This window comes from Bifidobacterium sp. LH_424 (genome assembly GCF_056356895.1).
This window is the reverse complement of sequence record NZ_JBKEVC010000002.1, coordinates 50,497-71,711: the sequence shown is the minus strand read 5'-3', so window position 1 is coordinate 71,711 and position 21,215 is coordinate 50,497. Positions and strand designations below refer to the sequence as shown.

At 66.1% G+C, this 21,215-nt stretch carries 14 protein-coding genes; 9 read left to right on the top strand and 5 right to left on the bottom strand.

The window, feature by feature from the left end:
* Window positions 1-103: 103 nt before the first annotated feature.
* Window positions 104-625, bottom strand: a complete 522-nt coding sequence (locus tag AC1AYP_RS03510) for a hypothetical protein (protein WP_476546761.1) — start codon at window positions 623-625, stop codon at window positions 104-106.
* 207 nt (window positions 626-832) lie between these two features.
* The gene (locus AC1AYP_RS03505; RefSeq protein ID WP_476546760.1) at window positions 833-2,110 is read right to left on the bottom strand and encodes an FAD:protein FMN transferase; all 1,278 of its coding nucleotides are present in this window, start codon (window positions 2,108-2,110) and stop codon (window positions 833-835) included.
* Window positions 2,111-2,465: 355 nt separating this feature from the next.
* Here AC1AYP_RS03505 and AC1AYP_RS03500 point away from each other — a divergent pair, with 355 nt between their 5' ends.
* The 9 genes from AC1AYP_RS03500 to AC1AYP_RS03460 all read left to right on the top strand — a co-directional run bounded on the left by AC1AYP_RS03500 (window position 2,466) and on the right by AC1AYP_RS03460 (window position 14,976).
* Window positions 2,466-3,860: an MFS transporter gene (locus tag AC1AYP_RS03500; protein ID WP_476546759.1), complete on the top strand. Its 1,395-nt coding sequence runs from the start codon at window positions 2,466-2,468 to the stop codon at window positions 3,858-3,860.
* 494 nt (window positions 3,861-4,354) lie between these two features.
* Entirely contained in the window at window positions 4,355-6,094 is a 1,740-nt protein-coding gene (locus AC1AYP_RS03495) for an FTR1 family iron permease (RefSeq protein ID WP_476532586.1), read from the top strand.
* 89 nt (window positions 6,095-6,183) lie between these two features.
* On the top strand, window positions 6,184-6,870 hold the full coding sequence (locus tag AC1AYP_RS03490; RefSeq protein ID WP_476532434.1) for an iron transporter: 687 nt from the start codon (window positions 6,184-6,186) through the stop codon (window positions 6,868-6,870).
* Between the two features lie 355 nt (window positions 6,871-7,225).
* Window positions 7,226-8,503 carry a Fe-S-containing protein gene (locus AC1AYP_RS03485; protein ID WP_476546758.1) on the top strand — a complete coding sequence of 426 codons (1,278 nt, stop codon included), beginning with the start codon at window positions 7,226-7,228 and terminating at the stop codon, window positions 8,501-8,503.
* A 90-nt stretch (window positions 8,504-8,593) separates the two neighbouring features.
* Window positions 8,594-9,925 carry an ABC transporter permease gene (locus AC1AYP_RS03480; RefSeq protein ID WP_476546757.1) on the top strand — a complete coding sequence of 444 codons (1,332 nt, stop codon included), beginning with the start codon at window positions 8,594-8,596 and terminating at the stop codon, window positions 9,923-9,925.
* 144 nt (window positions 9,926-10,069) lie between these two features.
* Complete coding sequence (locus AC1AYP_RS03475; protein ID WP_476546756.1) at window positions 10,070-11,398, top strand: ABC transporter permease; 1,329 nt, start codon at window positions 10,070-10,072, stop codon at window positions 11,396-11,398.
* A gap of 11 nt (window positions 11,399-11,409) precedes the next feature.
* Entirely contained in the window at window positions 11,410-12,207 is a 798-nt protein-coding gene (locus AC1AYP_RS03470) for an ABC transporter ATP-binding protein (protein ID WP_034529854.1), read from the top strand.
* Window positions 12,208-12,232: 25 nt separating this feature from the next.
* Complete coding sequence (locus AC1AYP_RS03465) at window positions 12,233-12,790, top strand: FMN-binding protein (RefSeq protein WP_476546755.1); 558 nt, start codon at window positions 12,233-12,235, stop codon at window positions 12,788-12,790.
* Between the two features lie 338 nt (window positions 12,791-13,128).
* Window positions 13,129-14,976, top strand: a complete 1,848-nt coding sequence (locus AC1AYP_RS03460; protein ID WP_476546754.1) for a DUF6020 family protein — start codon at window positions 13,129-13,131, stop codon at window positions 14,974-14,976.
* Window positions 14,977-15,082: 106 nt separating this feature from the next.
* Here the strand turns inward: AC1AYP_RS03460 and AC1AYP_RS03455 are convergent, their stop codons facing one another.
* The 3 genes from AC1AYP_RS03455 to AC1AYP_RS03445 all read right to left on the bottom strand — a co-directional run bounded on the left by AC1AYP_RS03455 (window position 15,083) and on the right by AC1AYP_RS03445 (window position 21,173).
* Window positions 15,083-17,269: a YhgE/Pip domain-containing protein gene (locus AC1AYP_RS03455; protein WP_476546753.1), complete on the bottom strand. Its 2,187-nt coding sequence runs from the start codon at window positions 17,267-17,269 to the stop codon at window positions 15,083-15,085.
* Window positions 17,266-19,956, bottom strand: coding sequence for a YhgE/Pip family protein (locus AC1AYP_RS03450; RefSeq protein WP_476546752.1), 2,691 nt, complete (start codon window positions 19,954-19,956; stop codon window positions 17,266-17,268). The genes AC1AYP_RS03455 and AC1AYP_RS03450 overlap by 4 nt, the downstream gene beginning before the upstream one ends.
* Before the next feature lie 314 nt (window positions 19,957-20,270).
* Window positions 20,271-21,173: a hypothetical protein gene (locus tag AC1AYP_RS03445; protein WP_476544999.1), complete on the bottom strand. Its 903-nt coding sequence runs from the start codon at window positions 21,171-21,173 to the stop codon at window positions 20,271-20,273.
* Window positions 21,174-21,215 lie beyond the last annotated feature (42 nt).

Genomic DNA, 21,215 nt, shown 5'->3' with positions numbered 1-21,215 from the left:
GCACGGGGACGCTGAACGTCGGCTGGACGCTTCCGGGTCTCACACGACCATCACGTTCGGTTCCTGTTCGGTCGTGTTTGGCCGTGTGATTCCGGAAGCGTGATTACTCGGCGTCGCCACCGAGGGCCTTCGCCGCGGCGTCGAGGCCGCTGGTCGCGTTGCGCAGATCGTCCGAGTAGTCGCGGATCGCGGCGATCGCCTCGTCCACGTCCTGCTGGGAGCCGTCGGACGGGCAGGTGGGCGCGTCGCCCAGCTTGTCCACGGCGGCCTGTGCGGTCTTGACGGCCTTGAGCTGGTCGGGGTCGGTCTTGCCGTCGGCGTTCTTGACGGCTTCGTCGGCCTCGGCCTTCACGGTCTTGAGCGCGTCCTGATGCGCTTTGAGCGCGACGATCTGCGTCTCGCAGTTCTCCACGGATTCGGCGCTCGCCTTGCCGCCGCCCCATGTGAAGGCGAACGTGGCGATCGAGGCGATCACGACCACGATGGCCACGATGATGCCGATGCGCATGTCCTTCTTCGTGCACTGGGCCGGGGATCCGGTGGTGGTGTTGGCGGTGGTTTCGGGGGATTCGATGGTGTTGGTGGTGTCAGGGGTGTCGGTGGCGTGCTGCTGGTCGTTCGTCATCTCCGCTCCTTCGTGCGTATGCCCGTGTGAGGTTGTGTCCGGTTCGTGTGTGATATGCGCGATCGTGCGCGCTCGTTGCCGTCGCCGCCCGCGGATTTCCGCCGTCTTCGGCGAATCAGGCCGGAATAATCTTACTCATGTTCCGCAGCCGCGCAATCGTAAGGGCCCGATTGCCCGAAAACCGTGGAAAACCGTGAGACGGCTGGGTTATGCGGTGAACAGCGTGCCGGGGAACCCGCCGGAGACGATGGCCGTGCGGTCGGCCTTGAGTACGGCGCACTCGAACGTGATTCCGGGGTGCAGCGCGGTCAGCCGCGCGTGCAGCGTGTTCGGGTCGGCGACGAACAGCGCGGTCGCCAGTCCGTCGGCCAGCGCGGTGGGGTAGAGGGGAAGCGCGGCATGGCGGGGGAGCGCCGTGGGGCCGTCCGTCTCGCGGGAATCGTGGTTCGTGCCCGCGGCCGGTACGTACATCCATGTCGCGGCGACGTCGTCGACCGGGAGGCCGTCGATCGCGTTGAGCAGGTGGTGGACCGTCATCGTCGTGCGTTCGTCGGGGGTGTGCGCGGTCCAGCGGCGGCGGCTCGGCGCGCTCGCGCAGAACGCGCCGCGGGTGACGCTCGCCGTGCCGATCGCGCGGGATTCGTCGGACGGGTCCTCGAGGGCGATGGTGACGGGGGCGGGGGAGTCGAGGCGGAGATCGCCGCCGGCGTCGATGACGAAGGTCGGGGTGGATGTGGGGATAGGTGCGGGCTCGGGCACCCCCTCAGTCGCGCTTCGCGCGACAGCTCCCGCTGAAGGGGGCGCGGGGGAGGTGGTGGCGAATGTGGGGTTTGCTCCTTCAGTCGGATTTCGGTCGCCGGTTCCCTCTGAAGGGAACGCAGGGGCGGGGGACGAAGGGTCGGTGAGACGGGCGGCGAGGAGGTCGACGAGGTAGCCTTTGCCGCAGGCGCCGAAATCGAGGGCGACCGGGCGGTGGGTGACGAGCGTCGTGCCGTGTTCGCCGGTGCGCGTCACGTCTCCGTGCCACGTCGGCCGTCCATGGATTGCGCCGAGTGCGCTGCCGCGCGCATCGGGTCGGGCAGTCGGGTCGGGGGTCGTGCGGGAAGCATTGGAGGAATCCGCGGTGGTGGGAATCGCGCCGGGGGAGAGGGTGAATGAGTAGTGGGCGTCGTAGCCGAGGCGGATGAGGTCTTCGCCGACGCACGGGTCGATGGCGCCGTCGGTCGCCTCGCACAGCAGATCATAGAGGTCGAACAGCGGCCCCGCCCAATCGGGGAACGCGAACGTGCCGCCACGCTCAGCGCGTCGCATCGCCGATACGAGGGAATCGTCGCGGAACCGCGACAACACGCGTTCATACCGCTCGATGAACCCGTCGATCCGCCGTCCGTCGCCGGCGGTTTCGGACGACTGCACGATGATTCCGGTGCCCAGGGCGTGCGGAAAGGCCATCGTGTACGGCATACGTTCGGCAAGTGACGTCATGCCGTCCCAGTGTAGGAGCGCACCCCTGCGGGCGTCCATCCGCCGGCTTGCTCCCCCACGGATATGGGGGGAGCCGTCGTTGCCGGCTGGACGCGGTCGCGCGACAAACCTTGCTCCCCCACGGATATGGGGAGCTCAAGGCGGGTACCCCCTCAGTCGGCCTTCGGCCGCCAGCTCCCCCTGAAGGGGGCGCAAAGTGACGGATGTGCCTTTGCTCCCCCACGGACGTGGGGGAGCTGTCCGGTCGAAGACCGGACTGAGGGGGAACGGGGCTAACCTCGGAGGGAAGCGCATCGATCGGATATATCCCGATGCTAGGATTGACGCGGTGTCAATGAGGTCACGGAGGTTGCATATGACGGATGACGCTGTACGGGGCAAGGCCGCGCTGGTCAAGGACCTGCCCACCCCGAAGATCTGGGCGTTCGCGATCGGACAGTTCGGCTGGGCGCTGCTCTCCGGCATCATCTCGAACTGGCTCGTGTACTTCTACCAGCCGGACAACGAGACCATCGCCCAAGGCCAGACCGTGTTCGTGCCGCAGGGGCTCGCCGTGCTCGGCGTCGTCACCGTGGTGGGCGGCATCACCGCGTTCGCCCGCTTCTTCGACGCGTTCATCGACCCGGCCGTCGCCTCCCTGTCCGACCGCTGCGACGCGAAGGCCGGTCGCCGCATGCCGTTCCTCAAGTTCGCGGCCCTCCCGCTTGCGCTCGTCACCGTGCTTGTCTTCTGGAGTCCGGTCGACGGCACGAGTTGGGCGAACGCGGCCGTGCTGTTCGTCACCGTGATCGGCTACTACATCGCGCTCACCTTCTACTGCACGCCGTACAACGCGCTCATCGCCGAACTTGGGCACGATTCCAAACAGCAGCTCGCCATCTCCACCGCCATCTCGTTCACGTGGGTGTTCGGCACGGCCGTCGCCTACGTCGCGCCCGTCATCTGGGGCGGATTCGTGCCGATGTTCGGCCGCGTCGACGCGATCCGCCTCACGTTCACGATCATGGCGGTGGTCGCGTTCGTATGCATGCTTGTGCCGCCGCTCGCCATCCGCGAGAAGGAGTACGTCGACTCGAAGCCCACGTCCGAATCGACGGTCGCATCGTTGCGGCAGACGTTCGGCGACGGCGAGTTCCGCAAGTTCGTCTGCTCCGACGTCGTCTACTGGGTGGCGATCACCACGTTCCAGACCGGTCTGCCGTTCTTCGTGACCTCGCTGCTGAAGCTCCCCGAGACCACGACCACCGTCTACTTCGTCTTGATGACCGGCGTCTCCGTGCTGTTCTACGTGCCCGTCAACCTGCTCGCCAACCGTGTGGGCAAGAAACGGCTGCTGCTCGTCGCGTTCGTGATCTTCACCTGCGCGTTCGCGTTCGCCAGCGCGCTCGGCTCCGGCGCGGTCGCGTTCCTGCCGCCGATGGCGCAGGGCGTGCTGCTGTCGGTCGTGGGCGCGGTGCCGATGGCCGCGTTCGGCATCCTGCCGCAGGCAATCGTCGCCAACATCGCCGACGCCAGCTCGAAGACCACCGGCCAGGACCGTCAGGGCATGTTCTACGCGGCCCGCACGTTCGCGATGAAGATGGGCCAGTCCGTCGCGATGCTGCTGTTCACCGGCGTCTCCACGATCGGCATGGCGTCCGGTGCCGGCTACCGCATCGCCGCCGTGAGCGCCGCGGTATTGTGCGGCATCGGCGGCGTGGTCTTCGCCTTCTACGACGAACGCAAGGTGCTGCGCGTGCTGGAGGGGTGACGGCTATGGAAGGGTGACGGTCATACCCCCCCCCTCAGTCGGCCTATGGCCGACAGCTCCCCCTCAAAGGGGGAGCGAAGAGGATTGCGCCCCCTTGAGAGGGGGCGCGAAGAGGATTGTCATGCGTGTGACGCATGGCGGATTGCGCCCCCTTCAGGGGGAGCTGGCCGGCGAAGCCGGACTGAGGGGGTGCGGAGGGTCCGCAATATGGAATGAGACATGGGCGGCGGTATGTCCGGTTCGCGATGTGAGACGCGGCGAATGGCGTCTTCCCGGCACGGACGTGCCAAAACCGTGACGAAACAAGGATTTCCACCCCGAAAACGTCGCTCCGCATGCCGACTACCTCAATAATCCGCAAAAATCAAGACTGTTGTTCCGGGAATTTTTTCTCTATCGTTCTGATGGATTGTGAAATTAGAGAGGAAGACCCTGGAATGTCCGCGTTGCTCAAGCGCGTTCCGGTGAAGCTCGTCGCGTTCGCCGGTGCGTTGATGATGATCGTGGCGATGGCCGTGACCCCGTTCGCCGCCGTCCCACAGACCGCGCTCGCCGCCGGCTCCTCGTCCGGACTGTCCTCCGCCACCAGCAAGGCCACGGACTACAAGACGTGGTCCGCGGTCTCCGAGGCGATGGCCGAACAGCTGCAGGACGGCCAGCAGGAGTACGAGGACGGCAACACGTCCGGCGCGACTTCCGACTTCATGGCCGCGTACAACTCGATCTACGTCGCCTCCAACTTCACCGCCGTCGTGAACTCCACGATCGGCGCGGACAAGCAGACCTCCCAGCAGCAGGCGTTCCAGGACATCCAGAACCTCTCCTACGTGCCCGGCAACAACGATGAGCTCGATCAGAAGATCACCGCGCTCGTCGCCGACCTCGACGCCACCGCGCAGCAGCTCGATGCGAACACCGGGCTCGCCAAGCCGAAGGAGTACGCGAAGGCCCTGCAGGCCGAGCTCGACAAGGAGCGCAAGGAGCTCGACGCCAAAAAGAAGAAGAACCCGGGCAAGGGCAACCGTTCCTGGACCGACGTGGCCAACGAGATGACCCCGATTCTCGACAACGCGTACAAGGCGTACGAGAACGGCGATGGCGCCAAGGGCGCCACGCTCGTCAACGACGCGTACTACCAGTACTACGAGAAGCTCGGTTTCGAGAAGAACGTGATGAACGCGATCTCCGGTAACCGCGTCTCGCAGGTCGAATACCAGTTCAAGATGACCCGTTCCGCGATGAACAAGGGCAAGGACCTCAAGTCCACGAAGAAGCTCGTCGACGACCTCAAGGCCATGCTCGTCAAGGACGCCGGCATCCTCGACGGCGGCGCCGCCGACAAGGAGGGCGGTTTCACCAAGTTCATCACCAGCGCCGTCGGCCAGGCGTTCCTCATCCTCATCCGCGAGGGTCTTGAGGCGTTGCTCGTCGTCGCCGCCGTGATCGCCTACCTCGTCAAGTCCGGCAACAAGCGTTTCACCAAGTGGATCTACCTGGGCGTCGTCGCCGGCCTCGCCGGCTCAGGCATCATCGCCGTGATCTTCACGCTCCTGTTCGGCGGCTCCGGCCCGCAGCAGGAGATCATGGAGGGCGTGTGCGCCCTGATCGCCATGGGCATGCTCCTGTGGACCAGCAACTGGATGCTCAACAAGTCGAGCGTCGAGGCGTGGAACCGCTACATCCGCACCAAGACCGAGGCAGCCGTCAAGTCCGTCTCCGCACAGGTCGAGGCCGGCGAGAAGGTGGCGTTCGGCACGATCGTCTCACTCGCCATGCTGAGCTTCCTCGCCGTGTTCCGCGAGGGTGCCGAGACCGTGATTTTCTATCAGTCCATCTACTCGATGAGCCAGGATTCGAAGGGCATGTGGACGGGCGGCATCGCCGCGGCCGTCGTGCTGGTGATCATCTTCCTGATTATCCGCTTCACCTCCGTGAAGATCCCGATCGGCCCGTTCTTCCTCGTCACGTCGATCCTGATGTCCGTGCTGGTCGTCGTCTTCGCCGGCGGCGGCGTGCACGCGCTTATCGAAGGCGACCTGCTGCCCGCCATCTATCTGGACGGCGTGCCGACGAACGACTGGCTCGGCTTCTACCCGTACGTCGAGTGCATCGTCGCGCAGGTGCTCGCGGCCGTCGCCGTGATCGCGCTGTTCGTGGTCGGTTTCGCCAAGCAGCGCAAGCTCAAGGCGTCCGCAGCGAAGGCCGGTTCCGCGAAGGCCGGTTCCGCCAAGTAAGACTTTCCCGAGTAATCGATAATTCAACCAACAAGCTGTGAAGTCCCTGTTGTGGGGTTCCTTCACTCCCACAAGAAAAGGATAGAGAAATGATGAAGAACAAGAAGATCGCCGCCCTGCTCGGCGTGCTGCTCGCCGGTTCCATGGCGTTCTCGCTGGCCGCCTGCGGCTCCTCCGACAGCTCGAATACCTCCGCCAAGTCGGACTCCTCCTCGCAGTCCTCCGACTCGAACTCCGATTCCTCCGCCTCCGATTCCGGCACCGGCTTCGAAGAGGTCCCGGTCGGCCCGTCCGGCACCGCCGAGGAGCAGGATCAGGAAGTCGGCCCGCTGACCGTCGGCGCCGTCTACTTCCAGCCGATCGACATGGAGCCGTCCTCCATGGGCCTCAAGGCCGCGGACGCCTCCTTCCACCTCGAGGCCGACATCCACGCCAACAAGAAGGGCACCGAGCTCGGCTACGGCAAGGGCGACTTCATCCCGGATCTGACCGTCAACTACACGATCATCGACAAGTCCACCGGCAAGGAAGTCGAGGGCGGCACCGCCACATCCGGCACCTTCATGCAGATGAACGCCTCCGACGGCCCGCACTACGGCGCCAACGTCAAGCTCGACAAGGCCGGCACCTACCAGCTGAAGCTCTCGATCGAGTCCCCGGCCAAGAAGGGCTGGATGCTCCACGTCGACCCGGAGACCGGCGTCAAGGGCCACTTCTGGACCGAGCCCCTCGAAGTCACCTTCGACAACTGGGAGTACACTCCGCGTCAGTGGTGATTTCCGTAGGAAATCACCACGGCGGAGTGGCCGAGCCGTGAAGCGAACAGCCGTTCGCGTAAGCGAACGTCCGTTATTCGCCGGTGATGCCTCCCTCTGACGAGGGAGGTGGCATCGCGAAGCGATGACGGAGGGAGAGAAGAAGAGCGGCGCAAGCCGCGGAGAACACGGTATCGGCCGAAGGCCGATTCCCTCTCATCACGGCTGCCGCCGCGGTCTCTCCCCCAGTCGGCTTCGCCGACAGCCCCCTCGTCAGAGGGGGCTTCAGTCCGTTTTGCGGTAATCTCTCCCTCAGTCCGCCTATGGCGGTCAGCTCCCTCATCGCAGGGAGTCGCATACAATCGAAAGGGCGCGAATGCTGGAACAATTCGTTGCGGTGATGCCGGGGACACTGGCACCCGCGTTGCTGGTCATGTGCCTGAGCGTGACGCTCACGGTCGGCGAAGGCAAGGACAAACCGTTCAGCGCCCACTGGCGTCTCTACGGCCTGCTGCTCGGCACGGTCGCGGCCATCGTGTTCGCCGCCCTCAGGGCCACCGCCGTCATCAACCAGCGCACCTTCGTCAACCAGCCGGTGCTCACCGTGGCCGTCATCGTCGACGTGCTCGCCATCGTGGCCGTCATCGCCGGGCACTGGATCACCACGGACTGGCGCAAACACGCGCCGCTCATGCACGCGGCCAACGCGGTCGGCGCCCTCGCCATCGCGCTCACCGTCTTCTACGCGCTGCCGGACGTGATCCTCCAGCTCACAATCTGGGTGGAGCCGGGCGAGACCGCGTTCACGTCCGCGATGCTGCTGCGCGCGCTCGGTTTCGTGCTCGGCGTCGTCATGTCCGTCATCGTCGCGGCGATCTTCCGCACGATGCGCAACACCGCCGTGCGGCCCGCGTTCACCGCGGCCGCCGCGCTGATGATGGCGATTCTGTTCGTCCAGCACGCGACCGGACTGCTGCAGATCATCCAGGCGCACTCGCTGCTCTTCCCGCACTTCCTGTTCCAGCCGCTCGTCTGGTCCATCAACCACAACACGCAGATGATCATCGCGCAGGGCGTCGTGTTCGTCATCCCCGCCATCGCGTCGATCGTCGCCGGCTTCCGCACGCCGACGAAACCGCGCGACGGCGAGAACGAGGCCGACGTGCGACGGCACAAGGCGTTCCGCCGTCGTGCCGTCGCCGCGGCCGTGTGGAGTCTCGTCGCCGCGATCGGCGTGACCGTGACGCTCACCGCGGGCGTCGCCGCGACCACGCGCACGATCACGCTGTCGCCGCCGGAAGCGTATTCGCTGAAGGACGGCGTGGCGACGATTCCGTTCAGCCAGGTCGAGGACGGGCATCTGCACCGCTTCGAATACAAGGCGAAGGACGGTACCTCGATGCGGTTCATCATCATCAAGAAGAACGGCGGCGCGTACGGCATCGGCCTCGACGCGTGCGAGAACTGCGGCGACGCCGGCTACTACGAGAAGGACGGCAAGATCATCTGCAAGAAGTGCGAGGTCGCGATCAACCTGGCGACCATCGGATTCAAGGGCGGATGCAACCCGATCCCGTTCCCGTACAAGACCGGCAACGGCAAGATCACGATCCACACCGCCGACCTGGACGCCCTAAGCGCCCACTTCCAGTGACTATGCATGCGCCCCCTTCAGGGGGAGCGGGGTGGAACGTGAGATGGTCTCCCTCGTCAGAGGGAGGCAACAACGGAACAAGGAGGAACAATGTTCTTTCTGCGAATGATCGCGCGGTCGTTCACGCGCCAGCTGCGCAGGCGGCTGCTCATCGCCCTCACCGTGTGCCTGTCGGCCACGGTGAGCGTGGCGATGCTCGGCGTCGTGTTCGACGTGGGCGACAAGCTCAACGCCGAACTGTCGACGTACGGCTCGAACATCACCGTGCAACCGAAGTCGGACGCCGTCGTCTCCGACCTGTACAACACGGAGGGCGCGACGGGCGGCGCGGCCGCAGAATCCGACCCGACGTCGTTCCTCAAGGAGTCCGACGCGGCGAAGATCAAGACGATCTTCTGGGCGTTCAACATCACGAACTTCGCGCCGCAGCTCAACGTGCACGCCGAGGTCTCGGGGGCGGACGGTGGCGGACAGTCGGTCAATGCGCCGATTGTCGGCACGTGGTTCAACAAGAAGCTGAAGCTCGAATCCGGTGAGACCACCGTTGTGGGCGTCGAGGGCATGCGCTCGTGGTGGACGCTCGACGGTACGTGGCCGAAGGACGATTCCGACCAGGGCGTGATCGGCGCGACTCTCGCGCAGCAGCTCGGCGTCAAGCGCGGCGACACGGTCACGCTCACCAAGAAGACCGCGTCCGGGCAGACGCACACGCAGAAGATTCGCCTCACCGGCGTCTACGATTCCGGCGACGACGAGAACGGTTCGCTGTACATCGCCTCGTCCACCGCGCAGGTGCTCGCCGACTTGCCCGATTCGATTGACAAGATCGAGGTGAAGGCGCTCACCACGCCGGAGAACGATCTGGCGCGCAAGGCCGCGAAGAACCCGGCCGCGTTGAGCCAGGACGAGTGGGAGACCTGGTACTGCACCGCCTACCCGAGCTCGATCGCCTACCAGATCGAAGAGGTGATTCCGGGGGCGGTCGCCAAGCAGGTGCGTCAGGTCGCCGCATTGCAGGGCAACGTCCTGCAGAAGACGCAGGCCGTGATGATCCTGATGACGGTGCTGAGTTTGATCGCCGCCGCCGTGGCCGTCGCGAACCTGATGGTCGCGTCGATCGGCGAGCGCTCCAGCGAACTCGCGTTGCTCAAGGCGATCGGCGCGACCGATGGCGCGGTCTCCCGCCTGATGATGGCGGAGACGGCGACCGTCTCGCTGCTCGGCGCGGTGGTCGGCGCGGGACTCGGTTCGGGCGTCGCGCAGATCATCGGACAGGTGGTGTTCGGTTCCGGCATCACGATGCGTCCGATGGTGTTCGTACTCGTGTTCGTGCTGCTCGCGCTCACGGTCGCGCTGGCCAGCGCCTCGTCGATTCGCTCGATTCTGAGCCTCAAGCCCGCGGAGGTGCTCCATGGTCGCTGATCGTCAAACTATGCGGCCCCCTCTGATGAGGGGGCTGTCAGCGAAGCTGACTGGGGGAGAGACGAGTGGTACGGTGACTACCCCTCAGTCGTCTGTCGACGACAGCTTCCCTGACAAGGGGAGCCAAGAAGAAGGAGGGTTGCGATGACGAATACCGGCATGTTCTTCCGGATGCTGTTCAGTGCCGTGTTCCGCCGCCGTTCGCGTGCGGTCATGGCGGTCATCGCGTCGCTGGTCGGCGCGGCCACGCTGTTCTGCCTGGCGATGATCTGCATCGCCGTGCCGCAGCAGATGAACCAGGAGATGCGCGCGTACGGCGCGAACCTCATCGTCACGCCCACCGGTGATTCCGGCTCGAGTACGGAGTCCGACGTCTCGACGTCCGGTGATTCCGCGTCGGCATCCGGTGATTCCGCCGCGAAATCCACCGGCATCGACGCGGCGATGGTGCAGCACACCACCGAGATGGTCGCGGCGAAGGGCTCGCAGAAGCACGCCACCTACCGCTACGAGAACGTGCGCGTCAACGCCGCGCCGTACGTGATGGCCGGCGTGGACGCCGCCCAGGTGAGGAACCTCAACCATCATTGGGTGGTGGACGGCTCCTGGCCGACCGCCGGCAAGGTGCTCGTCGGCCGTGACGTCGCCGACGCGATGGGTTTGAAGGTCGGCGGCTCGATCACCATCGGCTACCGCGCCTCCGACAACGCCTCTTCTTCCTCGGCCTCTTCCTCTTCCTCCACCGCCGAATCCCCCGAATCCGACGCCGCTTCCCAATCCTCGCAATCGTCCCAGCAGATGCGCGACGGCCGCGTGAACAGCGACATCATGGACACCACCGGAACCGAGTTCCGCGTGGCCGGCATCGTCGACACCGGCGGTAGTGAGGATTCCATCATCTACGCGACCAACGCCGACGTCGACAAGCTCACCGGCGTGAAGCGCGGCGTGGATGTCATCGAATACTCGTCCGGTGCGAGCGATCTGAACGCGCTCGTCTCCAGCATCAACGACATGACGTCGATGCACGTGAAGGCGCAGCAGGTCACGAAGATCACCGCGTCGGACACGCGCATCATCACGATGCTGCAGACCCTGTTCTGGATCGTCTCGCTCGTCGTGCTCGTGCTCACGCTCGTCGGCGTCGGCACGACCATCAGCTCGATCGTCTCGCAGCGGCGCAACGAGATCGGCCTGCGCAAGGCGCTCGGCGCGAGCTCGGCCGCGATCGGCGTGGAGTTCTACGTCGAATCCGCGATGTACGGCCTGATCGGCGGCCTCGTCGGCACGGCGATCGGCTACGGGCTCGCCAGCTGGCTGTGCGTCGCCGTGTTCGAACGCGCGATCGCGTTCAACTGGGCGCTCGGCGTCGCGTCCGTGGTACTCGCCGCGCTCGTCGCCGTCGTCGCCTCCATCCCGCCCGTCCACCGCGCCACCCGCATCGACCCCGCCATCGTGCTTCGCGAGGAGTAAGGAAAACCACCATGTTGCTTGAACTCGACCATATTTCGAAGATCTACGGCGACCTGCATGCCGTGGACGACCTGAACCTCACCGTGCCGGAAGGTGAATGGCTGGCGATCGTCGGCTCGTCCGGCTCCGGCAAGACCACGCTGATGAACATGATCGGCTGCATGGACTCCCCGTCGAAGGGCTCCGTGAAACTCGAAGGCCGCAAGCTCGAGGACCTCAACGCCTCGCAGCTCGCCGACGTGCGCAAGAACATGATCGGCCTCGTGTTCCAGAAGTTCTACCTCGTGCCGCATCTGACGGCCGTGGAGAACGTGATGGTCGCCCAGTACTACCATTCGGTCGTCGACGAGGACCAGGCCATGAAGGCGCTGGAGCGCGTCGGCCTCAAGGACCGCGCCCACCATCTGCCGAGCCAGCTGTCCGGCGGCGAGCAGCAGCGCGTGTGCATCGCGCGCGCCCTCATCAACGAGCCGAAGCTCATCCTCGCCGACGAGCCGACCGGCAACCTCGACGAGAAGAACGAGAAGATCGTGCTCGACCTGTTCCGCCAGCTGCACGAGCAGGGCACGACGATCATCGTCGTCACCCATGACGCGCTCGTCGCCAGCTGCGCCCAGCGTGAGATCATGCTCAACCACGGCGTGCTCGTCGGCGAGAAGTGGAACGACGAGGCGGCGCGCAAGGCGTACGAGGCCGCTGGCGGACGTCCGGCCTCCACCGGCGCGCAGGTCGAGGGCGCGCAGACCGGCGAGACCGCCATCGGCTTCGCCGACCCCACCAAGGCCGCCAAGACCGGTGGCGAGGACTGAGCGGCCGGCGGCTAGGATGGTCGATATGCACGAACAGAGGAACGACAACACACGGAAGGCCGTCAGGACGGTCGCGCTGACGGCCGCGACGCTGGTGCTGCTGGGCGGCGTCGCCGGCTGCGCCGAGTCGAAGGCCACGCCGATGGACGACCAGTACGCCGGCAATTCGGGCGAGACCGAGAAGTCGCAGGAGGAGCAGTCGCAGTCCGGCGATTCGTCGTCCGATTCGTCGTCCGGCTCCGGCTCCGGCGATTCCTCCGATTCCTCCGCCGCGAAGGACACCGGCAACTACAAGGACGGCACGTATTCGATCAACGGCCAGTACGGCCCGGTGGGCGAGGACTCCATCGACGTCCACATCACGATCAAGGACCAGAACGTCCAGACCGTCGAGGTGATCGGCCACCCGTTCACATCGATCTCGAAGAAGCACCAGACCGATTTCGCGAACGCGATCAACGGCGTGGTGGACGGTAAGCCGCTCAAGGGCCTCAAGGTCGACAAGGTCGCCGGCGCCAGCTGGACGTCCGACGCGTTCAACAAGGCCCTCGACCTGGCCCGCGAACAGGCCTCCGTCCAGTAGCCATCCAGTAGCTATTCAGTAGCCATCCAATAGCCGCCGGCCGCCGGTCTCTGGCCGCCGGTCTCCGGGGTCTCAACAGCGTCCCCGGCGCTTTTCGGCGCGACTATTCCCGGGAATACGCGGTTTCGTCCGGGAATCTTTGCACTGATTGGTCCTCAGCGCAATAAATCCCGGAAGAAAGTCCCATTTCCCGGGAAAATTTGCGCTGACCGTGTCTCAGTGCAACTATTCCCGGACGATACCTCAGTTTTCCGGGATTCCTTGCGCCGAACGATGTGCAACCGTGAAGCCGCGTCGCCGTGAAGCCATGTCGCCGTGAAGCCGCGTACACTGGTGGGGTGTCTGAATGGGATACATGGTCATCCGCCGCGCGAACTCAGTCCGGCGTCGCGCGGGCCGGCTCCGGCATCATCCGCACCTGGCCTGCCGCCGCCCGTCTCTGGTTCGCCGACCGCCGGCCATCGGCCTTCACCGTCGCATTGCGCGAGCGCTTCGTCCTCTACTTCGCCCTGATCGTTGTGTGCTGGCTGCCGTGGATCGCGCTCACGTGGCCCGGCGCCATGCGCGACGACACGATGGCCCAATACCTTCAGGCGATGGGCCTGCACCACTACTACACGCAGCATCCGCTGTTCGACACCCTGATTTTCGGGCTCTTCTGGCATCTCGGCACCGCGGTCTTCGGCTCCCCGCTCGCCGGCCAGGCCGTCTACACGATCGTGCAGTCGCTCGCCCTCGCCGCCGGCATCGCATTCATGCTCTGCTACATCCGCAAGCTCGGCGCGCCCCTGTGGCTCGTCACCCTCGGCCTCGTCTACACCGCGACGAGTTACGTGGTCGTCGCCGCCTCGACCACGATGGGCAAGGATTCCCTCCACACGGTCTTCTTCCTCCCGATGGCGGTGATCTTCGCCGAAACATGCCTCACGCGCGGCCGCGTGTTGCGCCGCATGCCGGTCGCCGTCGCGTTCACGTTGCTCACGTTCGCGTCCGTCGCGTCGAAGCGCACGGCCCTGCCCATCGTCGTCTGCGCCGGCATCGGATTGCTGTGCGTCTGCGCTGGGCGGAAGCCCCGTCGCGATGATCTCCCCGCCGGCACCGCCGCGCCGCGCCTTTCCGACCGTGCCCGCGCCGCGATCTGCCTCGTCGTCGCCGTCCTCCTCGCGCAGACCGTGTTCGCGCCAATCGCCGCCGCCGCGACCCATGCGACCCCATCGCCCGGTCGCGAGGTCTGGGGCATCGTCACGCAGCCGGTCGCGCGTCTCGCCCACGACGACCCGTCCGCGATTGACCCCGCCCAGCGCCGCGCATTGGACGGGATCATGGATCTCGACAAGGCCGCCACGACCATCAATCCGCACCGGTCCGACGAGACGTTCCATACGCTCAAGGAGCCGCGTCGCGCCGACGACGGCACCGTCGTCGCGCCCGGTCCGACGACCACGCAGAAGCTCGCGGCCGTGCGCGCGTGGGCGCGGCTCGGCCTCGCGCATCCGCTCGTCTACGCGCGCGCGTACGCCGCCCAGACGCGCGGATGGTGGAATCCGCGCGTCAATTTCGCCTACCCCACGGACTCCGACTATCTGCTGCGCGGCGGCTATCTGAAGCAGTGGTCCACGTATCTGACCGCCGCCGAGGTGCGCCGCGCTGGCGGCGGCACCGGCGGCTCCGGCACGTCCGCCGGGTCCGCGCGCATGGCCGCCATCGCGCGCGACCTCGCGCCGCTTGCCGGCACGTCGGCGCGGCCGCGGTGGGCGCGCGACACGTTGCGCTCGGTCCGCGACTGGGTGCGCGGCACGGGCGCCGGCACGGTCGCGGCGGCCTCCGGCACCGCCGCCGGCAATCCGTTCACGTCGATGGCGCTCTATGTCACGTGGATTCCGTCGGCAGCCGCGATCGCGTTGATTGCAGAGTCGGTGACGCGACGTCGCCGTCGCACCGTCATCGCCGATTCCCGTGATTCTCGTGATTTCCATGATTCCCGTGATAACAGGGGAGCGCTCGCGGGCGTCGACGCGTCGATCGGCCCGCGTCTCGCCGCGTTCGGATTGCTGGTCTTCACCGTGATGTCGCTGTACGCCTCGCCCGAGGCGCTGTTCTGGTATCCGATTCCGGTGTTCTACGGTCTGCCGCTGTTCACGGCCCTGCCGTTCCTCCGTGATGTTCACGGCTCGCTCCACGCCTGATACGGTTCGCTCCGGGGTCTGCAACGGAAAACCGTGGCAAACCCCGGAGCGAACCGTGACGATGAGGGAGCGAACCGTGACGTTCCCGGACCGAACCCCTACGCCCCTACGCCATGATCTTCGTGCTCTCGACTTTGGCCACGTACCACTGGTTGAACCGCACCAAAGGCTTCCTCAGCACGAGTCCGACGAGCAGGATCGGCGGGACGAACAGCAGCAGCGCGCCCAGCGCCCGCCAGTAGTCCATGTCGTAGATGCCGGCGATGGCCGCGCGGATCATCGTCACCGAGTGGGTGACGGGCAGCGCCGGACTGATCGCCCCGATCCAGTCGGGCAGCATCTGCAGCGGGTAGGCGGCGTTCGAACCGGAGATCTGCACGATGAGCATGAGCACGCCGATCGCCTTGCCCACGTTGCCGAAGCTCACCACCATCGTGTACGTGAAGAACGAGAACACCAGCGAGCTCACCCATCCGGTGAGCATGAACAGCAGCGGATGCACGGCCTGCACGTGGATGAACAGCAGCGCGCCGCCCAGCGAGAACGTGCTCTGCAGCAGTGCGATCAGCGCGAAGATCCCGTAGTGGCCGAGGTACATCTGGTGCGGCCGCGGGTCGCCGAGCTCCTTGCGCGTGCGGCGCGACACCGTGGTCTTCAACGTGACGACCATGAGCAGCGCGCCCACCCACAGCGGCAGGAGGATGTACAGCGGCGCGAGCGACGAACCGAAGTCGCTCACCGGGAACAGTGCCTTGCGCGTGAGCTGGACCGGTGCCGCCAACGTGGCGGCCAGCGTATCCGGATTGTTGCCGAGCACTGCCCGGACCGTGCTCATGTCGCCGCTGTCCAACGCGGCCGCCAGCTTCTCGTCGAACGAGCCGAGCTCCTCGCCGGCCTTCGCGAGCTTGTCGGACACCGATTCCAGCGTCTCGCGCACGTCGGCTAGATTGGCCTGCGCGTTCGCCGTGGTCGTGTCGAGATCGCCGAGCGTGTTCTTAAGCCGCGTGGCGCCCGCGTCGAGCACCTGCGTGGCGTCGGTCACCGAGGCGTTCAGCTGCTTGAGCTGCGGCTTGACCTGCGTGTCGAAATCGGATTTCACGCCGGCGATCGCCTGCTTCGCCTGCGTGGCGAGGCTCTTGACCTGCGCATGCTGGTTCTGCGCGTCCGTGTTCTTCGCGCGCACGGCGTTCGCCGCGTCGGTGAGCCGCGTCTGAATCGTCTGCTGCAGGGCGATCGCCGTGTCGAGACGGTCGAGCATCGGCTGCAGCGCGGGCTGCAGATCGGTGGGCAGTTTGGCCTGCAAATCGGCGATCGACTGGCGGATCGTCTGGTAGTCGGCGATCTGCGTGCCCACGTGCTTCGCCTGCGTGTCGAGCGCGGCGGCCGTGTCCGTGGCCTGCTTGCCCGCGTTCGCATACAGGTCGTCGACCGAGTCGGCGACCGCGCCGTAGCTGTTCGCGCTGGCGGCGAGCGCGCTGGCGAGCGTGTCGGCGGCGGTGGTCATCGCGCCGGAGAGGTCGGTCGCGCCCTGTTTCGCGGTCTCGAGCTGCGTTCCGGCGGCGTCCGCCGCGTCGGAGGCGGTGTCGAGCAGCGCGTCGGATTCGGTGAGCAGCGAGCTCGCCGATCCGGTGATCGTCGCGTAGCTGGACAGCATCGACGACGTGTCGTTCAGCGTGGTCGCGAAGTCGCCGATGTTCGCGCTGAACCGGTCGAGCGCGGTCTTGGCGTTTGGCGAGGAGAGGTCGTCGGCGAGCTGCGACGCGATCGACAGGGCGGTGCCGGTGAGCGTCTTGGCGAACATCTGGTTGACCTGCGTGCTCACCTCGTTCGCGCCTTCGTTGGTGAGGTTCGGGGCGAGCGCGTTCTTCTTCTCGTTGTTGTAGAAGTCGATCTTCACGTGGTCGACGTCGGCGGAGAAGAAGGTCATCATCTTCTTGCTGAAGTCCTTGGGGATGACGATCGCCGCGTAGTATTTGCCGGATTTCGCGCCGTCGATCGCGTCGTCCTTCGTGGTGATCGTCCAGTCGAGCTGCGAGTTGGCGCGCAGCGTGTTGACGACCGTGTCGCCGATGGTGATCTTGATGGGGATCAGGTCGGACTTGTAGCCTTCGTCGACGCTCGCGACCGCGAACTTCAGGTTCTTGAGATTGTCGAACGGGTTCCAGCTGGCCGCGATGTTGAACCAGGTGAACAGGCCGGGGATCGCGACCAGGCCGATCGTGATGATGATGGAGACGACGTTGCTGGTCATGCGCCTCACGTCGCCGGTGAACAGTCGCCAGATCGTCCTCATCGCGCGGACCTCCCCTCGTGGTGTTGGTTGCCGTTGTGCTGGTCGCCGCCGCGCGTGTCGAACGGTTCGAACGTGTCGAACGTGTACGTGAGCGGCTTGGCGAGCTTCTCCTTCACCCGCCGCCTGTTGCGCTCCCGCAGCCGCTCCTTGTCGCGGATGTATGCGCGGATCGCCTCGTCGTCCAGGTTGCCGAGCTCCACCTGCCGGCGCAGGCTGTCGTTCATGAACTCGATGGTGACGAGGAACGCGATGATCAGCAGGATCCAGACGATCCACGTGAGCAGCGCCTCGAGCTTCGTGTTCGTGGTGAGCGAGAACGTGACGGCGAGCACGATCGGCACGACGATGCCGGCGACGAGCGCGCCGCGCTTGAGCCGCGGGTAGTGGACGGCGAAGCGCGCCGCCTGCCGTTCGATGCGCTCGCGGTAGCCTTCGTGGCTGGAGAGCATGCGCACGGCCGTGGAGAGCCGGTATTCGGTGCCGGGCATGTGCACCGGCTCGCCGATGATCATGTCGCTCTCCTCGATTTCGCGCGCGAACAGGCGGTTCACGTTCGCCATGAGCGGGCGGACGATCAGGCCGAGCGCGAGGCCGATCACGGCGAACAGCAGCAGGCGCGCGATCCGGGTGAACCAGTGGGCGCCGTAGAATCCGCCGATCGTCTCGCGGAACGCGTCGATCGAATACGTGAACGGGAAGAACGGGTACAGGTTGCGGAAGAAGTCCGGCATCATCTCGATCGGATACAGGCCGGACGCGCCCGGGATCTGCAGGATGATCAGCGCCACGCACACGCCCTTGCCGACGTGCAGGAACGTGGTGGACAGCGCGAACACGAGCGAGGCGTACACGAGCGACGTGATCATGCCGGTCAGGACGAACGCGAACGCGTTCACCGTCTGCACGCCGATGACGAGGTCGCCCACCGTCGTCACGAATCCCTGTGCGGCGGCGAACACGGAGAACAGGGTGAAGCGGCCCAGATAGCCCTGCGTGATCGTCATGTTCTCGATGCCCTCGTCGTCGGTCTCGAGCTTCAGGATCACGGCGAGCGCGAACGCGCCCACCCACAGCGCCATGTTGGTGAACAGCGGCGCCATGCCGGAGCCGTACGCGTTCACCGGGTAGAGGATCTTCGTGTCGAGCACGGTGGGGGAGAGCATGAACTCGGCGATGCGCTTCGTGTCGAGCGTGATGCCGCCGTCCGCGCCGCTGGTGCCGAACAATTCACCGAGCATGCTGGACGTGTCGAGCGCGCGCAGGTCGGTGGCGACCGTGTCGAGCCGCGTCTGCACGCCGGCGAGCGCCTTGTCGGTGTCGCCGAGCGCGGTGACCGTGTCGGCGGCCGCGCGGTCGATCTGGTCGAGCACGACGTTCGTCTGGCTGATGAGCGTGCCCTGGCTGGTGAGGCCGCCAGCGAGCGTGCCGGTCGTGCCGGCGAGCGTGTTGAGCCCGCTGTTGAGCTGCGGCAGCGCGCCGGTGGTGAGCGTCTTGCGCGCGTCGGTCGTCGTCGCGAGCGTCGACTGGGTGGCCGTGTTGAAGGTCGTGGCGAGGCCGGAGACCGACGTGACGGTCTTCGCCGTGTCGTCGTTGAGGGTTTTCGCGTTGGCGAGTGTTTCGGCGGTGGCCGCGTTGCGCTGTTCGAGTTTGTCGATGACCTGCTGCAGCGCGGTCGTGTCGAGCCCGGCCGGCGGGTTCGCGACGATGGCCTTGAGCTGGTCGAGGACCTGCTTGTTCGTCTGATTGACCTGCGTGAGCGTCGTCACCGCGTCGCCGACCGCGCCGTTCGCGACGGTGATGCCGCCCGCCACCCGCGTGACGCCGTCCGTCGCCTGCTGCGAGGTCTGCGACAGCAGCGACGTGCCGGTGTCGAGCGTGCCCGACGTGGTCGCCACGAACGTGTTGAGCGTCGACTGCGTGGCACCGATGAGCTGCGACGCGCTGCCGAGTCCGGTGCTCGCGTCGGCGGCGAGGCGCTGCACGTCGGCCAGCGCCTCGCGCGCCTGTTGCGTCTTCTGCGGCGTCGTTTTGAGCGTTTCGGCGAGTTCCTCGACCTTGCCGCGCGTGTTCGTCACGTCGCGTAGCGCGTCGTCGAGGGATTGCAGCGTCTTCGTCTGGAGCGTGCCGGCGGTGGTCTCGACCGTGTCGGTCGCCTTGTTGACGGTTTCGGAGAGGACCTCGCTTACCGTGGAGACGAATGTGCCGTTGACCTGCGTGTCCACCGTGCTCGCGCCGATGTCCGTGATCTTCGGGGCGATGGCGCTCGCCTTCTCGTTCACGTAGTATTCGAGTTTCGGTCGCGCGCCGCCGGTCACGACGCCGGCGAGACGGTCGCTGAAGTCCTTGGGGATGACGATGGCCGCGTACGCCTTGCCGGATTGGACGCGGTTCATCGCCTCGGCCTCGTCGGCGAACGTCCAGCCGAGCTGGTGGTTCGCCTTGAGTTGTGTGATGATCTGGTCGCCGAGGTTCTGCTTGCCGATGAGCGCGCTGTTCGTGCCTTTGTCGTTGTTGGCGACGACCACCTGGATGCCTTGCGTGTTGCCGTACGGGTTCCAGAATCCCACGATGTTGAACCATGCGTACAGCGGGGGGATGAAAGTCAGTCCGGCGGCGATGACCCATGCGGCCGGCACTTTCAGCATGCGGATGAGGTCGCGTTTCACGATTGCGAGAACGTTGCCCATGCCTGTGATTCCTTCTACTTGCTGTCGTTCGATGCTGTTGCTCGAAACGATTTTCCAGTGTTCACCCTAGTGGAGGGTGATGAAGGAACCCCGCCGATTGCCGTGTCGCTAGTCAATCTGCCTAATTTGTGATGGCTGATGTGTGCTTATTTTTGGCCCCCTCTGACGGGACATCGCCGTGAAGCAAACGCCAGAGGCGTTTGTAGGCGATGTGCGAGCCGACAGGCGAGCCGATGCAAGGCAGCCGAAGCCGGGTGGGGGAGAGATAGCTGGAACGTGACGTTCGCGGTATCTCTCCCCCAGCCAGCCGCCGGTCAGGAGGCGATGGAATCGCCGGAGGTGGTGGAGCCGGATTCGGTGTCGGACGAGCTGCTGGACGAGCCGGAGCTGCTCGAACCGGAGGAGCCCGAGCCGGACGAGTTGGAATCGCCGTTGGAGGAGCCGCCTTGGCTGTTGGACGAACCGCCGGGGCCCATGCCGCCGCTCGGCGGCTCGCCCATCTGGCCGCCCATGCCGCCGCCCTGGCTGTTGCCGTTCGAGGCGCCGCTGGGCATCTGGCCCATCTGGCTCGTGCTCTCGCCGCGGCCGGAATCGGAGAACGCGGTGACGACCGCGCCGCCCGCGATGCCGCCGAGCAGGCCGCACACCAGCGTCACGCCGGCGATGATCGCCACCGTCTTGCCGCCCAGCTTCGGATGCTTCGCCTTGCCGTCGCCGGGAGCGCCAGGGAAGCCGTTGGATGCGCCGGGAATACCGGTGCCGGGCGTTCCGGGCACGCCATTGCCGGCTGCGACGGCCGGATCGCCCGGCGCATACGGTGCCTGCGGTGCGCCCGGCGCCGCGAACGCGTTCGTATCGGCGGTGCCCGTACCAGTTCCGAATCCGGTGCCGTTGCCGGCCGGAGTACCGGCGTATCCGGCGTGTCGGGACTGGTCGCCGACCGGCTGGTAGGCCGGCTGCTGGGCGGACGCCCACGCCGGCTTCGCGCCGGCGGCCGTCCGGGCTGCGTCACCGGTGGTGTTGCCGGTGACGCTTGCGGTGCCCGTGGCCGCGGTGCCGGCAACGCCACCCGTCGGCGGCAGGGTCTGCGTCGCCGCGGCGGCGCGCGCGTCGGCCGCCGCCGGGCGCTCCTTCTCGGGGATGACCTGCGTCGCGTCGGTCGCGGCGGTGGTCTTGGTGTCGAGCACCTGGGTCTTGTTCGTGTCGTTGGTGGTCATGGTGGGGTCCTTTCGCGGGAAGTGTGGGTGAAGTTGTGAGGT

What these genes read in the sequence shown, in the direction of transcription:
- AC1AYP_RS03510 (WP_476546761.1), bottom strand. Translation starts at nt 625, where the DNA reads ATGACGAACGACCAGCAGCACGCCACCGACACCCCTGACACCACCAAC.
- AC1AYP_RS03505 (WP_476546760.1), bottom strand. Translation starts at nt 2,110, where the DNA reads ATGACGTCACTTGCCGAACGTATGCCGTACACGATGGCCTTTCCGCAC.
- AC1AYP_RS03500 (WP_476546759.1), top strand. Translation starts at nt 2,466, where the DNA reads ATGACGGATGACGCTGTACGGGGCAAGGCCGCGCTGGTCAAGGACCTG.
- AC1AYP_RS03495 (WP_476532586.1), top strand. Translation starts at nt 4,355, where the DNA reads ATGATGATCGTGGCGATGGCCGTGACCCCGTTCGCCGCCGTCCCACAG.
- AC1AYP_RS03490 (WP_476532434.1), top strand. Translation starts at nt 6,184, where the DNA reads ATGATGAAGAACAAGAAGATCGCCGCCCTGCTCGGCGTGCTGCTCGCC.
- AC1AYP_RS03485 (WP_476546758.1), top strand. Translation starts at nt 7,226, where the DNA reads ATGCTGGAACAATTCGTTGCGGTGATGCCGGGGACACTGGCACCCGCG.
- AC1AYP_RS03480 (WP_476546757.1), top strand. Translation starts at nt 8,594, where the DNA reads ATGTTCTTTCTGCGAATGATCGCGCGGTCGTTCACGCGCCAGCTGCGC.
- AC1AYP_RS03475 (WP_476546756.1), top strand. Translation starts at nt 10,070, where the DNA reads ATGACGAATACCGGCATGTTCTTCCGGATGCTGTTCAGTGCCGTGTTC.
- AC1AYP_RS03470 (WP_034529854.1), top strand. Translation starts at nt 11,410, where the DNA reads ATGTTGCTTGAACTCGACCATATTTCGAAGATCTACGGCGACCTGCAT.
- AC1AYP_RS03465 (WP_476546755.1), top strand. Translation starts at nt 12,233, where the DNA reads ATGCACGAACAGAGGAACGACAACACACGGAAGGCCGTCAGGACGGTC.
- AC1AYP_RS03455 (WP_476546753.1), bottom strand. Translation starts at nt 17,269, where the DNA reads ATGAGGACGATCTGGCGACTGTTCACCGGCGACGTGAGGCGCATGACC.
- AC1AYP_RS03450 (WP_476546752.1), bottom strand. Translation starts at nt 19,956, where the DNA reads ATGGGCAACGTTCTCGCAATCGTGAAACGCGACCTCATCCGCATGCTG.
- AC1AYP_RS03445 (WP_476544999.1), bottom strand. Translation starts at nt 21,173, where the DNA reads ATGACCACCAACGACACGAACAAGACCCAGGTGCTCGACACCAAGACC.